The organism is Enterobacter sp. AN-K1, assembly GCF_020971765.1.
Taxonomy (GTDB): domain Bacteria; phylum Pseudomonadota; class Gammaproteobacteria; order Enterobacterales; family Enterobacteriaceae; genus Enterobacter; species Enterobacter hormaechei_C.
Genome location: NZ_CP087390.1, coordinates 2661683 through 2676602, shown reverse-complemented (window position 1 = coordinate 2676602; position 14920 = coordinate 2661683). Strand labels below are relative to the sequence as shown.

Annotated in this window: 18 protein-coding genes; 9 read left to right on the top strand and 9 right to left on the bottom strand. The window is 54.7% G+C overall.

Features of this window, described 5'->3' with window-relative positions; genetic code table 11:
* Nucleotides 1–11: 11 nt before the first annotated feature.
* The gene (gene ampR / locus LOC22_RS12820; protein WP_003855952.1) at nucleotides 12–887 is read right to left on the bottom strand and encodes a LysR family transcriptional regulator AmpR; all 876 of its coding nucleotides are present in this window, start codon (nucleotides 885–887) and stop codon (nucleotides 12–14) included.
* A gap of 132 nt (nucleotides 888–1019) precedes the next feature.
* Here ampR and blaACT point away from each other — a divergent pair, with 132 nt between their 5' ends.
* Nucleotides 1020–2165, top strand: a complete 1146-nt coding sequence (gene blaACT / locus LOC22_RS12815; RefSeq protein WP_230238946.1) for an ACT family cephalosporin-hydrolyzing class C beta-lactamase — start codon at nucleotides 1020–1022, stop codon at nucleotides 2163–2165.
* A gap of 158 nt (nucleotides 2166–2323) precedes the next feature.
* The gene (locus tag LOC22_RS12810; protein WP_045911896.1) at nucleotides 2324–2854 is read left to right on the top strand and encodes a lipocalin family protein; all 531 of its coding nucleotides are present in this window, start codon (nucleotides 2324–2326) and stop codon (nucleotides 2852–2854) included.
* Here the strand turns inward: LOC22_RS12810 and sugE are convergent.
* Nucleotides 2851–3168, bottom strand: a complete 318-nt coding sequence (gene sugE / locus LOC22_RS12805; protein ID WP_015572453.1) for a quaternary ammonium compound efflux SMR transporter SugE — start codon at nucleotides 3166–3168, stop codon at nucleotides 2851–2853. The two genes, LOC22_RS12810 and sugE, sit on opposite strands and share 4 nt — an antisense overlap.
* 262 nt (nucleotides 3169–3430) lie before the next feature.
* Between sugE and LOC22_RS12800 the strand changes: the two genes are divergently transcribed.
* Nucleotides 3431–4030: a helix-turn-helix transcriptional regulator gene (locus tag LOC22_RS12800; protein ID WP_047716192.1), complete on the top strand. Its 600-nt coding sequence runs from the start codon at nucleotides 3431–3433 to the stop codon at nucleotides 4028–4030.
* A 37-nt stretch (nucleotides 4031–4067) separates the two neighbouring features.
* Here LOC22_RS12800 and ecnB read toward each other — a convergent pair whose 3' ends face one another.
* From ecnB to efp, 3 genes are all read right to left on the bottom strand, one after another.
* A complete protein-coding gene (gene ecnB, locus LOC22_RS12795) occupies nucleotides 4068–4214 on the bottom strand; it encodes a lipoprotein toxin entericidin B (protein WP_003855942.1) in 147 nt (48 codons plus the stop codon).
* 108 nt (nucleotides 4215–4322) lie between these two features.
* A complete protein-coding gene (locus LOC22_RS12790; RefSeq protein ID WP_015572451.1) occupies nucleotides 4323–4454 on the bottom strand; it encodes an entericidin A/B family lipoprotein in 132 nt (43 codons plus the stop codon).
* A 57-nt stretch (nucleotides 4455–4511) separates the two neighbouring features.
* A complete protein-coding gene (efp, locus tag LOC22_RS12785; RefSeq protein WP_003855940.1) occupies nucleotides 4512–5078 on the bottom strand; it encodes an elongation factor P in 567 nt (188 codons plus the stop codon).
* Between the two features lie 40 nt (nucleotides 5079–5118).
* Here efp and epmB point away from each other — a divergent pair, with 40 nt between their 5' ends.
* Nucleotides 5119–6147, top strand: a complete 1029-nt coding sequence (gene epmB, locus LOC22_RS12780; protein WP_023295789.1) for an EF-P beta-lysylation protein EpmB — start codon at nucleotides 5119–5121, stop codon at nucleotides 6145–6147.
* A gap of 65 nt (nucleotides 6148–6212) precedes the next feature.
* Here the strand turns inward: epmB and LOC22_RS12775 are convergent, their stop codons facing one another.
* Complete coding sequence (locus LOC22_RS12775; RefSeq protein WP_003855938.1) at nucleotides 6213–6566, bottom strand: DUF4156 domain-containing protein; 354 nt, start codon at nucleotides 6564–6566, stop codon at nucleotides 6213–6215.
* Nucleotides 6567–6799: 233 nt separating this feature from the next.
* On the opposite strand from LOC22_RS12775, the gene LOC22_RS12770 reads away from it, so the two are divergent.
* The 3 genes from LOC22_RS12770 to iadA are packed head-to-tail and all read left to right on the top strand — an operon-like array spanning nucleotide 6800 to nucleotide 9079.
* Complete coding sequence (locus tag LOC22_RS12770; RefSeq protein ID WP_048974247.1) at nucleotides 6800–7447, top strand: nucleoside recognition domain-containing protein; 648 nt, start codon at nucleotides 6800–6802, stop codon at nucleotides 7445–7447.
* Complete coding sequence (locus LOC22_RS12765) at nucleotides 7444–7905, top strand: YjiG family protein (RefSeq protein WP_015572448.1); 462 nt, start codon at nucleotides 7444–7446, stop codon at nucleotides 7903–7905. Before LOC22_RS12770 ends, LOC22_RS12765 begins: the two co-directional genes overlap by 4 nt.
* A gap of 10 nt (nucleotides 7906–7915) precedes the next feature.
* Nucleotides 7916–9079 carry a beta-aspartyl-peptidase gene (iadA, locus tag LOC22_RS12760; RefSeq protein ID WP_015572447.1) on the top strand — a complete coding sequence of 388 codons (1164 nt, stop codon included), beginning with the start codon at nucleotides 7916–7918 and terminating at the stop codon, nucleotides 9077–9079.
* A gap of 65 nt (nucleotides 9080–9144) precedes the next feature.
* Here the strand turns inward: iadA and groL are convergent, their stop codons facing one another.
* Together groL and LOC22_RS12750 are read right to left on the bottom strand one after the other, a co-directional pair.
* A complete protein-coding gene (gene groL / locus LOC22_RS12755; protein WP_015572446.1) occupies nucleotides 9145–10791 on the bottom strand; it encodes a chaperonin GroEL in 1647 nt (548 codons plus the stop codon).
* A gap of 39 nt (nucleotides 10792–10830) precedes the next feature.
* A complete protein-coding gene (locus LOC22_RS12750) occupies nucleotides 10831–11124 on the bottom strand; it encodes a co-chaperone GroES (protein ID WP_003855929.1) in 294 nt (97 codons plus the stop codon).
* Nucleotides 11125–11302: 178 nt separating this feature from the next.
* Here LOC22_RS12750 and yjeH point away from each other — a divergent pair, with 178 nt between their 5' ends.
* Nucleotides 11303–12550, top strand: coding sequence for an L-methionine/branched-chain amino acid transporter (yjeH, locus tag LOC22_RS12745; protein ID WP_032646955.1), 1248 nt, complete (start codon nucleotides 11303–11305; stop codon nucleotides 12548–12550).
* Between the two features lie 23 nt (nucleotides 12551–12573).
* On the opposite strand, the gene LOC22_RS12740 is transcribed toward yjeH, so the two are convergent.
* Nucleotides 12574–13038 carry an FxsA family protein gene (locus tag LOC22_RS12740; protein WP_003855925.1) on the bottom strand — a complete coding sequence of 155 codons (465 nt, stop codon included), beginning with the start codon at nucleotides 13036–13038 and terminating at the stop codon, nucleotides 12574–12576.
* A gap of 335 nt (nucleotides 13039–13373) precedes the next feature.
* Between LOC22_RS12740 and aspA the strand changes: the two genes are divergently transcribed.
* Nucleotides 13374–14810 (top strand): aspartate ammonia-lyase, encoded by a 1437-nt coding sequence (gene aspA, locus LOC22_RS12735; protein ID WP_015572444.1) that lies wholly within the window; start codon nucleotides 13374–13376, stop codon nucleotides 14808–14810.
* Nucleotides 14811–14920: the final 110 nt, after the last annotated feature.

Genomic DNA, 14920 nt, shown 5'->3' with positions numbered 1-14920 from the left:
CGGCGGGCTTTTTACTTTTTCATCTTCTCCACCAGCCACCGGGAAAATTCGCGCATGGCTGGCGTTTCTGCCCGGGACTGCAATCGGGTCAGCCAGTAGCTGCCAAGCTCAATCTGCGTCGCAAAGGGCTGCACAATGCGCTCGCTGGCTAACAGATGGGTAAACATATCGACAGGCGCAATAGCAATACCCACCCCTGCCTGAGCGGCCTCCAGCATGGTCACGGACGAATCAAATACCATCACGCGGTGCGTTGGCGAAGGGGGATGCTCGCCGGCCGCCTGCATCCACGCGGTCCACTCGTCGCGTCGGTAGGAGCGCAGCAGCGTAAACCTGAGGATGTCGGCCGGACTGTGCAGACTGGCGGCAATATCAGGCGTACACAGCGGCGCGAGCGGCGCATGACAAAGAAATTCAGCCTCGGTACCGTGCCACGCCCCGCCACCGTAGCGGATCGTATAGTCAAGCCCTTCGGCAGCCGGATCAACGCGGTTGTTATGGGTGGAAAGCTGAAGATCGATGTGTGGGTAGCCACGGCGAAAATCCTCCAGCTGCGAGAATAAGACCCCGGTGGCAAACGTACCCACCACGCCGATTTTCAGCTTCTCCTGCGCACGATGGTTAGCGAAGCGATCCAGCATTCCGGCTATACGATCGAACGAATCATTCAGCACCGGCAGTAAATTTTCGCCCTCGGTAGTCAACATCAGCCCGCGCGACACGCGAACGAACAGCTGACAGTTCAGGTGCTGCTCCAGCGTTTTCACATGCTGGCTAATAGCCGAATGCGTCACGTTCAGTTCAATGGCCGCATGCGTAAAGCTGAGATGTCTTGCGGCGGCCTCAAAAGCCCGAAGCGAATTGAGGGGTAGATAGCTTCGCGTCATGGTCGCTTCCGTTAGAAAAATTAACAGCTAATGCTAAATTTAACCGTTTGTCAGGCACAGTCAAATCCAACAGACTACGCCTGTCTGACGGGCCCGGACATCCCCTTGACTCGCTATTACGGAAGATTACTGATGATGAAAAAATCCCTTTGCTGCGCCCTGCTGCTCGGCATCTCTTGCTCTGCTCTCGCCACGCCAGTGTCAGAAAAACAGCTGGCGGAGGTGGTCGCGAATACGATTACCCCGCTGATGAAAGCCCAGTCTGTTCCAGGCATGGCGGTGGCCGTTATTTATCAGGGAAAACCGCACTATTACACGTTTGGCAAGGCCGATATCGCGGCGAATAAACCCGTTACGCCTCAGACCCTGTTCGAGCTGGGTTCTATAAGTAAAACCTTCACCGGCGTTTTAGGTGGGGATGCCATTGCTCGCGGTGAAATTTCGCTGGACGATCCGGTGACCAGATACTGGCCACAGCTGACGGGCAAGCAGTGGCAGGGTATTCGTATGCTGGATCTCGCCACCTACACCGCTGGCGGCCTGCCGCTACAGGTACCGGATGAGGTCACGGATAACGCCTCCCTGCTGCGCTTTTATCAAAACTGGCAGCCGCAGTGGAAGCCTGGCACAACGCGTCTTTACGCCAACGCCAGCATCGGTCTTTTTGGTGCGCTGGCGGTCAAACCTTCTGGCATGCCCTATGAGCAGGCCATGACGACGCGGGTCCTTAAGCCGCTCAAGCTGGACCATACCTGGATTAACGTGCCGAAAGCGGAAGAGGCGCATTACGCCTGGGGCTATCGTGACGGTAAAGCGGTGCGCGTTTCGCCGGGTATGCTGGATGCACAAGCCTATGGCGTGAAAACCAACGTGCAGGATATGGCGAACTGGGTCATGGCAAACATGGCGCCGGAGAACGTTGCTGATGCCTCACTTAAGCAGGGCATCGCGCTGGCGCAGTCGCGCTACTGGCGTATCGGGTCAATGTATCAGGGTCTGGGCTGGGAGATGCTCAACTGGCCCGTGGAGGCCAACACGGTGGTCGAGGGCAGCGACAGTAAGGTAGCGCTGGCGCCGTTGCCCGTGGCAGAAGTGAATCCACCGGCTCCCCCGGTCAAAGCGTCCTGGGTCCATAAAACGGGCTCTACTGGCGGGTTTGGCAGCTACGTGGCCTTTATTCCTGAAAAGCAGATCGGTATTGTGATGCTCGCGAATACAAGCTATTCGAACCCGGCACGCGTTGAGGCGGCATACCATATCCTCGAGGCGCTACAGTAAAACATTGCCGGGTGGCGCTGCGCTTACCCGACCTATACAACGCGTGAACTTTGTAGGCCGGGTAAGGCGAAGCCGCCACCCGGCAAAACACCCTACACAATCTCCCGCATTTTCCCTGCTGTCATCTACACTTAACAAAAAACAGTAAGGAAACTCCTATGCGCATTCTGCCTGTTATTGCCGCAGTAACAGCCGCGTTTTTAGTGGTTGCTTGCAGTTCCCCTACTCCTCCGCCTGGCGTCACGGTAGTCAGTAATTTCGACGCACAGCGCTTCCTCGGCACCTGGTATGAAATCGCCCGAATGGACCATCAGTTCGAACGGAGCTTAGAAAAAGTCACGGTCAGCTACAGCGCGATGGATGACGGCGGGATCCGGGTCATTAACCGCGGCTATAACCCGGATCGCCAGATGTGGCAGCAGTCAGTTGGTCAGGCCTATTTCACCGGCGCGTCTAACCGCGCGGCCATGAAAGTCTCTTTCATCGGCCCATTCTATGGCGGGTATAACGTCATTGCGCTGGACAGAGAGTACCGCCATGCGCTGGTGTGTGGGCCGGATCGCAACTATCTATGGCTCCTCTCCCGCACGCCAACGATCTCGACGGAAATGAAACAGCAGATGCTGGACATAGCGACCCGGCAAGGGTTTGACGTGACGAAATTAATCTGGGTAAAACAGCTGCATTAGTGCGTACTGAGTTTTAACCCGATGATACCCGCGACGATTAACGCGAGGCTGGCGATGCGCGCCAGACTCGCAGACTCCCCCAGCAGCAGAATGCCGGTAATGGCAGCCCCTACCGCGCCAATTCCAGTCCAGACAGCGTAAGCCGTTCCGACTGGCAAGGTTCGCATCGCCCATGACAGCATGACGATACTGACAATCATTGCGGCGATAGTGATGACGCTGGGCGTCAGGCGGGTAAAACCGTGGGTATATTTCAGGCCAATTGCCCATACCACTTCGAGCAAACCGGCAATAACAAGAACGATCCAGGACATATCAGGCTCCTTAACTTAACGACAAGTTGGGGCCGTCCCCGATGAATGAAGCGCTTACGGGTCGTCCCGCAAGGCTGAGGTTGCGCCTTATATTTTGGTTAGCATGGAATTTTTTTTCAAACTTTTTCTGCTGAACACGTTAAGGCAAGAAATAGCCTCAGTAAGGCACGGAGTTCAGGCATTTATGACTCATCCGACTTCTCTATGATGATAGGCTTTCTGATGGCAGGAAGCCAAACCACTAGCCGACTGCGAAAATTATATGTTCAAAATTCTTTTGATTGACCGTTGTCACTTCACCCGCACGGGATTTGAAGCCTGGCTCAATCATTCAGACCTGTTTTCGGGTCATTTCGTCGTAACCGGGGTAAATAATCTTTTCCTCGCCAGAGAGCATATCCTGCAATGGAAACCTGCGCTGGTCATCGCTGATTTATCGGGCTTCCGGCAGGATTTACACCATTTTCAGCAGCTATCTTCCCTGCTTATTGCCAGCGAAACATTGCCTTTTATTATGCTGCAATCGGGGCAGGAGCAGGCGATGACAGATTATCTGGCGCAGTTCCCGATATGGTCTTCACTTTCCAAAAATACCGATCTGGAAAAACTGGCGGCGGTGATAAACGACGCGCTAACGACATGCGTAAGCGCGGAGCTTCCGGAAATGGCGGCACCGTTACTGACGCGTCAGGAAGAGAGAGTACTGACCCTGTGGATGGATGGTGCGAGCAACCAGAAAATTGCCAGCAATCTGCGCATTAACGGAAAAACGGTGTATACGTACAAACGCAATATCCGCATGAAGCTGCATATGGATACGCGTTACTCCCCGTTTTTATCGCTACAGGAAGTGGAAAATTGACGGTACGGTGAAGTTAGCTGCCGTACCGTCGCTTTCATTAGTTCTGAGCTTTAGTTGCTGCGCCAGAAATCGCGTTACCACCGTCGGAGATATCTTCCCCTACGCCACGGGTGGTGTTACATGCAGTCAGTACCGAAGAAAGCACCAGAACAGAAAAGATCGCTGCAATTGTTTTCTTAACCATAATATCTTCCTTTTATAGCCAAAGTTATTTTGTGTATAGCAACTTAAGAATAGACAAGATCTTGTCGTTTGACGGAAAAGGAAGAATTTTTAGGAAAATTAGACGGAATTAGCTGGCCGCATGGGAAATGATATGGCCGAGATCCTGAATATCTTCGCCCACGCCACGCGCGGTGTTGCAACCGGAGAGAATTGCGCTGGAGAACGCTAACAGAAGCAGAATTTTAACGGTACGTTTCATCTTCCCTGCCTGCAAAATCAGGCGCAGCGGGCGCTGCGCCTTTAATCATGACGTAAATTACTTCACGCGGGATACGTATTCGCCGGAGCGGGTATCCACTTTGATCACTTCACCGATCTGTACGAACAGTGGCACTTTAACCACCGCGCCGGTAGACAGGGTGGCAGGCTTGCCGCCAGTACCTGCGGTATCACCTTTCAGACCTGGATCGGTTTCAACGATTTCCAGCTCAACGAAGTTCGGAGGCGTAACCGCGATAGGCTGACCGTTCCACAGGGTAACGATGCACTCAGCCTGATCCAGCAGCCACTTGGCGTTGTCGCCAATCGCTTTCGCGTCCGCAGACAGCTGCTCGAAGGTTTCGTTGTTCATGAAGTGCCAGAACTCACCGTCGTTGTACAGGTAAGTCAGGTTCATATCGACAACATCAGCGCCTTCAGCGGAGTCAGTAGATTTGAAGGTTTTCTCAACACGGGTACCGGTCAGCAGGCGGCGCAGCTTAACGCGTGCGAATGCCTGGCCTTTACCTGGTTTAACGAATTCGCTGGCTTCAACCGCGTACGGTTCGCCGTCCATCATGATTTTAAGACCAGCACGAAAATCGTTGCTATAGTACGTTGCCATAAGGCCCTCTAAATTTGTTAACTGGTAGCTAAGCCACAAAATGGCGCATATTGTAACCCTAAACACCCCGTCCAGAGAAGATTGGTTATCGCAACTTGCCGATGTAATCACCAGTCCTGATGAATTGCTGCGTCTTTTAGACCTCGAACAGCACGAAGCGTTGCGTGCAGGTCGTGAGGCGAAGCGCCTTTTCGCCCTGCGCGTTCCCCGCGCGTTTGTTGCCCGAATGGAAAAGGGTAACCCTGATGATCCATTATTAAAACAGACGCTTACCTCTCAGGATGAGTTTATTACCGCCCCCGGATACAGCACCGATCCGCTGGAAGAGCAAAACAGTGTCGTACCGGGTTTGCTGCATAAATACCGTAATCGCGCCCTGCTGCTGGTTAAGGGTGGTTGCGCGGTAAATTGCCGCTATTGCTTCCGTCGCCACTTCCCGTACGCCGAAAATCAGGGCAATAAACGCAACTGGCAGGTGGCACTGGACTACATCGCGGCGCACCCGGAGCTGGATGAAATCATCTTTTCCGGCGGCGACCCGCTGATGGCAAAAGATCATGAGCTGGACTGGCTGCTGACTCAGCTTGAGACCATCCCGCACATTAAGCGTCTGCGCATTCACAGCCGTTTACCGATCGTCATCCCGGCGCGTATCACCGACGCCCTGGTCACGCGCCTGGAGCAGTCCCGTTTGCAGGTGCTGCTGGTGAACCATATCAACCACGCGAATGAAATTGACGCGGACTTTCGTGCGGCGATGGCGCGTATGCGAAAGGCAGGCGTGACGCTGCTCAACCAGAGCGTATTACTGCGCGGCGTGAACGACAGCGCCCGCGTGCTGGCCGATCTCAGCAATGCCTTATTTGATGCGGGCGTAATGCCCTATTACCTGCATGTTCTGGATCGCGTCCAGGGCGCGGCGCACTTCATGGTGACAGATGAAGAGGCCCGGAAGATTATGCGCGAGCTGTTAACGCTGGTTTCGGGTTATATGGTGCCGAAGCTGGCACGTGAGATTGGCGGAGAGCCGAGTAAGACGCCGCTGGATTTGCAGCTGCGGCAGCAGTAAAAAGGCAGGTGGCGCTACGCTTACCTGCCCTGGAGATAAAGCGGCAGCGCCATCAAAAAGTTATATCAGTTCGGGCACTTATAGACCTGGCCGTTCATCTGGCTGGCGGTTGGCACAAAGCTGGACAGCATCCCCTGCGTCGGGCTGCTCACCCCGTAAATGACGTTGCCGCCCATTGCCGCAGCCTGATTACGCAGGGCATTGGCCGCACCGCGCATAGAGCCGCCCTCTTCGCCGTGCTGCCCCGACATCCAGTTGCTTTGCTCGCCAGTGGCGGTGCCTAACAGCTGGCATTCGCTGCCCGGCTTATCTTCCACAAAGCGAACGCTCTGGCCCGCTGCCGTCAGCTCATTGCTGGTGCTACAACCCGCCAGCAGCAATGCTGCACCTACAATCCCTGCACAGACTTTTATGCGCATGTTATTCCTCGTTTTCAATAAGCTGGACAGTAGTTGTCCGCGTGTAAACCTTATACTAAAAAGATGACCAAAAGAAAAATGCTGAGCATTTCTGCGAGCCAGATTCCGCTGGCACTCCTCCGACATCTTAAATGAATTCTGATAATAACCTTTGGGATATCGTGTTTTAGCCCCCGATCGTTTTTAGTGATGCGACGTACAACTTTTGTACGCGACTCAAAAAAGGGGGTTTCATGAGTGCATCATCCTCAGGAGAGGAAAAAGTAACCTGGGTGGGCTATCTGGCGTTCGTGCTCACCATCGTATTTTTCTCAGGTTTTTTCGCCAAAAGTACCGAATGGTGGCGCGTGCTGGATTTCACCGTGCTGAACGGCAGCTTTGGACCGGTGAACGGCGCGCTAACGTTTCGCGGTGAGGGCGGCACAGGAGCGAAAGACGGTTTTTTATTTGCCCTTGAACTGGCGCCCTCGGTCATTTTATCGCTCGGGATTATTGCCGTTACCGAGGGGCTGGGCGGGCTGCGCGCCGCACAACAGCTCATGACGCCCATTCTGCGCCCGCTGCTCGGCGTGCCGGGCATCTGCTCTCTGGCGCTTATCGCCAACCTGCAAAATACCGATGCAGCCGCAGGGATGACCAAAGAGTTGACTGACGAAGGGGCGATTACTGACCATGAACGCGCCATTTTCGCCACCTTCCAGACCAGCGGTAGCGCCATTATTACCAACTATTTTTCTTCCGGTGCCGCACTCTTTACCTTTATTACCGTCCCGGTGATCACGCCGCTTGCCGTCATTCTGGTGTTCAAATTTGTTGGCGCGAACTTCCTGCGACTGTGGATCGCCCACATGGAAGTTCGCCGCCTTCAGGAGGAAAAATGATCGCCCAGCCGCGTAAAAATATCATGGACCTGTTTATCGATGGCGCCCGCCGCGGCTTTACCATCGCCACCACCAGCCTGCTGCCGAACGTGGTCATGGCGTTTGTCATCATTCAGGCGCTCAAGGTAACCGGCCTGCTGGATATTGTCGGCAGGGTATGCGAGCCCATCATGGCCCTGTGGGGGCTTCCGGGTGCGGCGGCAACGGTTCTTCTGGCCTCGGTAATGAGCATGGGCGGCGGTGTGGGGGTCTGCGCCAGTCTGGTCGCTGCCGGCACGCTCAACGGTCACGATGCCACCATCCTGCTGCCCGCCATCTATCTGATGGGTAATCCGGTGCAAAACACGGGCCGTTGCCTTGGCACCGCAGGCGTCAACCCGAAGTATTATCCGCACATCATCACTATCTGCGTCATTAACGCCCTGCTCTCAATGTGGGTGATGCAGCTACTCTTCTGAGGAGATAAAAATGGATTTTTCAGTGCTGGAACCGCACCTTTTCCGCAATGCGCAGCTTTACGCTCCCGAGGATCTTGGGCATTGCGATCTGCTAATTGCCGGAGGAAAAATCGTCGCAGTCGAAAAAGCGGGCCACGCCACAACGAGGCCAGACTGTCCTGAAAGCGATCTCGCCGGAGCGGTGGTTTGTCCGGGGTTTATCGATCAGCATGTACACCTGATTGGCGGCGGCGGTGAAGCCGGTCCCCACACCCGGACGCCAGAGGTGCGATTGTCTGCGCTGGTGGCGGCTGGCATCACCTCCGTTGTTGGCCTGCTGGGCACCGACGGCGTGACCCGCCATCCCGAGTCGCTGCTGGCGAAAACGCGGGCGCTTGAGCATGAAGGGATCAGCACGTGGATGCTGACAGGCGCGTATGGCCTGCCTTCTCCGACGATTACCGGCAGTATCGAAAAGGATGTGGCGCTGATTGATAAAATCATTGGCGTGAAATGCGCGATTTCCGACCATCGCTCTTCCGCTCCGGCAGATGACCAGCTCGCGAATATGGCCGCCCAGTCACGCGTCGGCGGGCTGCTGGGCGCCAAAGCGGGGATATCCGTGTTTCACCTCGGCAACAGCCCGAAACGGCTGGAGCCACTGCTTAACATCCTGAATAACGCCGACGTGCCCCGCACGAAGCTGCTGCCAACCCACGTCAACCGCGCCCAGGCACTGTTCCACGCCGCACTGGACTATGCCCGCGAAGGGGGGTACATCGACATCACCACCAGCATCAGTGAGCCCATTGATGCCGCTACCGCCATCGCGACGGCCCGTGACGCGCAGGTGCCGTTTAACCGGCTCACGCTCAGCTCGGATGGCAACGGCAGCCAGCCGAATTTTGACGCAAACGGTAATCTTGTTGGCATTGGCGTGGCGGGTTTTGAGTCCCTGCTTGAGACGCTACAGCAGCTGGTCGGCCGATATCACCTGCCGCTGGAGGAGGCGCTTCTGCCATTTACGCGTAACGTGGCGGAGTTTCTCGGTCTGGAGCATAAAGGGCGGATCGCGCCCGGATGCGATGCCGATTTCCTGGTGCTGACGGATGACCTGAAGATCCGTGAGGTCTGGGCGAAAGGCCGCCAGATGGTGCGTGAAGGCGTGGTGTGCGTGAAAGGCACGTTTGAGTAGAAGACAATAAAAAACCCCGGGCATTGCTGCCCGGGGTTCGTTCTGAGAGGTTCAGAACAGCATGATTACATCATGCCGCCCATGCCACCCATGCCGCCCATACCACCAGCAGCACCTAAGTCAGGCGCGTCGCCTTTAGGCAGGTCGGTCACCATGCACTCGGTCGTGATCATCAGACCAGCTACAGATGCCGCGTATTGCAGTGCAGAACGGGTCACTTTAGTTGGATCCAGGATACCGAAGTCGATCATGTTGCCGTATTCTTCAGTTGCCGCGTTGTAACCGTAGTTACCTTCACCCGCTTTCACGTTGTTCGCAACCACAGACGGCTCTTCACCGGCGTTGGACACGATCTGACGCAGAGGAGCTTCCATCGCGCGCAGCGCAACTTTGATACCCACGTTCTGGTCTTCGTTCTGAGCAGTCAGGCCAGCCAGTTTAGCGGCTACACGCACCAGCGCGACACCACCACCAGCAACCACGCCTTCTTCTACCGCAGCACGGGTCGCGTGCAGGGCATCGTCAACGCGTGCTTTCTTCTCTTTCATTTCAACTTCGGTAGCCGCACCGACTTTGATTACCGCTACGCCGCCTGCCAGTTTCGCTACGCGCTCCTGGAGTTTTTCACGGTCGTAATCGGAAGTTGCTTCTTCGATCTGCTTACGGATCTGACCAACACGGCCCTGAATAGCAGCTTCTTCACCCACACCGTCGATGATGGTGGTGGTGTCTTTGTTGATCACAACGCGTTTCGCCTGGCCCAGGTCTTCCAGGGTCGCTTTTTCCAGCTCCATACCGATCTCTTCGGAGATCACGGTACCGCCAGTCAGGGTAGCGATATCCTGAAGCATCGCTTTACGACGATCGCCGAAGCCAGGTGCTTTAACCGCTGCCACTTTCACGATGCCACGCATGGTGTTAACCACCAGAGTCGCCAGCGCTTCGCCTTCAACGTCTTCAGCAATGATTACCAGCGGCTTGCCTGCTTTCGCAACGGCTTCCAGCACTGGCAGCATTTCGCGGATGTTGGAGATTTTCTTGTCAGCCAGCAGGATGAACGGGCTTTCCAGCTCAACAGCGCCAGTTTCTGGCTTGTTGATGAAGTATGGAGACAGGTAACCGCGGTCGAACTGCATACCTTCAACCACGTCCAGTTCGTCTTCCAGACCAGTACCGTCTTCAACGGTGATCACGCCTTCTTTACCGACTTTATCCATCGCTTCAGCGATCAGTTTACCTACGGTTTCGTCGGAGTTAGCGGAGATAGTACCAACCTGAGCAATGGCTTTAGAGTCAGAGCACGGTACGGACAGCGCTTTCAGTTCTTCAACAGCAGAGGCGACAGCTTTGTCGATACCACGTTTCAGATCCATTGGGTTCATGCCCGCAGCAACGGCTTTCAGGCCTTCGGTGATGATCGCCTGCGCCAGTACGGTCGCGGTGGTGGTGCCGTCACCGGCAGCGTCGTTCGCTTTAGAGGCAACTTCTTTCACCATCTGTGCGCCCATGTTTTCGAACTTGTCTTCCAGCTCGATTTCACGTGCAACAGAAACACCATCTTTGGTGATGGTTGGCGCGCCGAAGGATTTGTCCAGCACTACGTTACGGCCTTTCGGGCCCAGAGTGACTTTCACTGCGTCTGCCAGTACGTTTACGCCGCGGAGCATTTTTACACGAGCGTCGTTACCGAATTTTACGTCTTTAGCTGCCATGTTCTTATTTCCTCAAATTCGTACAGTTTCGTGCGTTAATTACGCTTCAACAATTGCCAGAATGTCGCTCTCGGACATGATCAACACTTCTTCATTGTCGATCTTCTCGGATTTCACGCCGTAGCCATCGTTGAAAATGACGATGTCACCAACTTTAACGTCCAGTGGCTGCACAGTTCCGTTTTCCAGGATGCGGCCCTTACCGACAGCGATGATTTCGCCACGCGTTGATTTTGCTGCTGCTGAACCGGTCAGAACGATGCCGCCAGCAGACTTGGTTTCAACTTCTTTACGTTTGACGATCACACGATCATGTAACGGACGAATACTCATTGATAGCTCTCCTTTGAGAAAGTCATTATCAGTTATGGATGACGCCGGTCCGCATGCGGTTTTCCGGCTAGTGCCCTGAGAGATGGGGATAGCTTTTTACCCCTTCAAGGGGTAATCGAAAAAAAATTTGCGAAAGTGTTACCATCCACTCTCTTTTGATGGTCGCGGGACGAGGTAAATGAGTGGACTCAGGCAGGAGTTGGGGCTGGCGCAGGGCATTGGCTTACTCTCAACGTCTTTATTAGGCACGGGGGTATTTGCGGTTCCCGCGCTGGCGGCATTGGTTGCCGGCAATAACAGTCTTTGGGCATGGCCGGTGCTGATCGTGCTGGTGTTTCCGGTGGCGATTGTCTTTGCCATACTCGGGCGGCACTTCCCGAGCGCAGGCGGCGTAGCGCATTTTGTCGGCATGGCGTTTGGGCCGCGGATGGAGCGCGTCACCGGCTGGCTATTTTTGTCGGTGATACCCGTTGGCCTTCCGGCAGCCCTGCATATCGCAACCGGCTTCGGACAGGCGCTGTTTGGCTGGCACGATGAACAGCTGCTGCTGGCTGAACTCGGTACGCTGGCGATTGTCTGGTGGGTAGGCTCGCGCGGGGCCAGTTCCAGCGCCAATCTGCAAACGCTGGTCGCCGTGTTAATTGTCGCGCTGATCGTCGCCATCTGGTTTGCGGGTGACATTACCGTGGCGGATATTCCTTTCCCCGCGATTAACGACATCGACCACGCACAGCTTTTCGCTGCACTATCCGTCATGTTCTGGTGTTTCGTCGGTCTGGAGGCGTTCGCTCATCTGGCATCCGAATTTAAACAGCCCGAGCGTGATTTTCCCCGCGCCCTGATGATTGGCCTGCTGCTGGCGGGGACCGTGTACTGGGCCTGTACCGTACTGGTGCTGCACTTCAACGCATTCGGTGAAGAGAAAGCCGCCGCCGCGTCGCTGCCGGGCATCGTGGTGCAGCTGTTTGGCGTTAAAGCCCTGTGGGTAGCCTGCGTGATTGGCTATCTCGCCTGCTTTGCCAGCCTCAACATCTATATTCAGAGCTTCGCCCGGCTGGTGTGGTCTCAGGCACTTTATAAACCGGATAGCCCCCTCTCACGCCTGTCAAAGCGTCAGCTTCCGGTGAATGCGCTGAATACCGTACTGGGCTGCTGCGTGGTGAGTTCCCTGGCCATTTATCTCCTCGACATCAACCTTGACGCGCTGATTGTCTACGCCAACGGTATTTTCATCATGATCTACCTGCTGTGCATGCTGGCGGGCTGTCGGCTGCTGAAAGGTCGCTTTAAGGCGCTGGCGGCTGTCGGGTGTGTCCTGTGCCTGATGCTGCTGGCGATGGTGGGATGGAAGAGTGTGTACGCCATCGTCATGCTGGCGGGGCTGTGGGTGTTTTTACCGAAGCGGCAAGATCCTCAGGCCCGGTGAGCGAGCGCCACCGGGCCAGAAACTTACCGATCGTCTTTATGATCTAACCGGTCGCGCTGCTCATCCTTACGCTGGTATTCCCCTTCAAAGGTATCCCCCGGACCGGTGCTGAAACCACCGCCTGGCATACGGCTGAAACGCAGATGCGGCAGCAGCTTCATGGTCAGGTGCTTCTGCACCGGCGGCAACAGCAACAGCAGGCCGAGGAAGTCGGTAAAGAAGCCCGGCAGGATCAGCAGCAAACCAGCAATAATCAGCGACACGCTTTTGATCATCTCGGCGGCAGGGCTTTCGCCTGCGGCCATCTTCTGCTGCATTAACAGGAAATTTTTGAAACCCTGATTGCGCACCAGCGACATGCCGATGACGGAGGTGAAGATCACCAGAATCAGCGTCAGCAGGACGCCCAGCACATGGGCAACCTGGATGAAAATCGAAATTTCAATGTAAACATAAAGAAAGAAAGCAATAAATGGTATCCAGCGCACTGGCATCTCCTGTATGGCAGGTGCCTTCTGGCCCCTGACTGAATGTGTTCGCGAAGCGCGTAGATAAGAGATGGTGACGGTTAGCCAAATTTCAATCGGTTTGCACGGATATTTTTTCTGGAAATATTAAAGCGGTGACATATTTCACAGATTAATAATTATCATGAAATCGGGTCGATAATAAGTGATCCAGCTTACGGCAATTCGCTATCATCAGCATATGATCTCGAACATCTGGCCGATTGAGGGAATAATCGTCGGTCATAAAATATTCAAAACCACATATATACTGTGTGTTTAGTACAATCCATCGGCAGCTTGAAAAGAAGGTTCACATGTTAAACAACATTCGTATCGAAGAAGATTTGTTGGGTACCAGGGAAGTTCCAGCGGATGCCTACTATGGTGTTCACACTCTGAGAGCGATTGAAAACTTCTACATCAGCAACAGCAAAATCAGCGACATCCCTGAATTTGTGCGTGGCATGGTGATGGTAAAAAAAGCCGCGGCTCTGGCGAACAAAGAGCTGCAAACCATTCCTAAAAGCGCTGCAAATGCGATTATCGCCGCGTGCGATGAGGTGCTGAACAACGGCAAATGCATGGATCAGTTCCCGGTCGACGTCTATCAGGGCGGCGCGGGCACCTCCGTCAACATGAACACCAACGAAGTGCTGGCAAACATCGGCCTGGAGCTGATGGGTCATCAGAAAGGTGAATACCAGTACCTGAACCCGAACGACCACGTTAACAAATGTCAGTCCACCAACGACGCCTACCCAACCGGCTTCCGCATCGCGGTGTATGCCTCTATCGTCAAACTGGTCGACGCGATTAATCAGCTGGGCGATGGCTTCCAGCGTAAAGCCGTTGAGTTCCAGGACATCCTGAAAATGGGCCGTACCCAGTTGCAGGACGCGGTGCCAATGACCCTCGGACAGGAATTCCACGCGTTTAACGTGCTGCTGAACGAAGAGACCAAAAACCTGCTGCGCACGTCCGAACTGCTGCTGGAAGTGAACCTGGGCGCAACCGCCATCGGTACACGCCTGAACACGCCAGATGGCTATCAGCAGCTGGCGGTACAGAAGCTGGCTGAAGTGTCCAACCTGCCGGTTGTGCCTGCGGAAGACCTGATTGAAGCTACCTCAGACTGCGGCGCCTACGTGATGGTGCACAGCGCACTGAAACGTCTGGCGGTGAAACTGTCCAAAATCTGTAACGACCTGCGCCTGCTTTCCTCCGGTCCGCGCGCTGGCCTGAATGAAATCAACCTGCCAGAGTTGCAGGCGGGTTCATCCATCATGCCAGCTAAAGTGAACCCGGTGGTGCCAGAGGTGGTGAACCAGGTTTGCTTCAAGGTTATTGGTAACGATACGACCGTCACCATGGCCTCCGAAGCCGGTCAGCTCCAGCTTAACGTGATGGAGCCGGTGATTGGCCAGGCGATGTTTGAATCTATCCATATTCTGACCAACGCCTGCTACAACCTGCTGGAAAAATGCATCAACGGCATCACCGCGAATAAAGAAGTGTGTGAAGGCTACGTCTATAACTCCATCGGCATCGTCACCTACCTCAACCCGTTCATCGGCCACCACAACGGCGATATCGTCGGGAAGATTTGTGCCGAAACCGGTAAGAGCGTGCGTGAGGTGGTTCTCGAGCGAGGATTGTTGACCGAAGCCGAACTGGACGATATCTTCTCCGCCCAGAACCTGATGCACCCGGCATATAAAGCGAAACGATATACCGATGAAAGCGAACAGTAACCGTTCAGGCTAAGCTTCCGAAAGGCACGTCACTTGTGACGTGCCTTTTTTCTTTATGGGCGTTACCAAAACACAACAATTCAATATCAACTTGTTAATGAGCAAGGCAG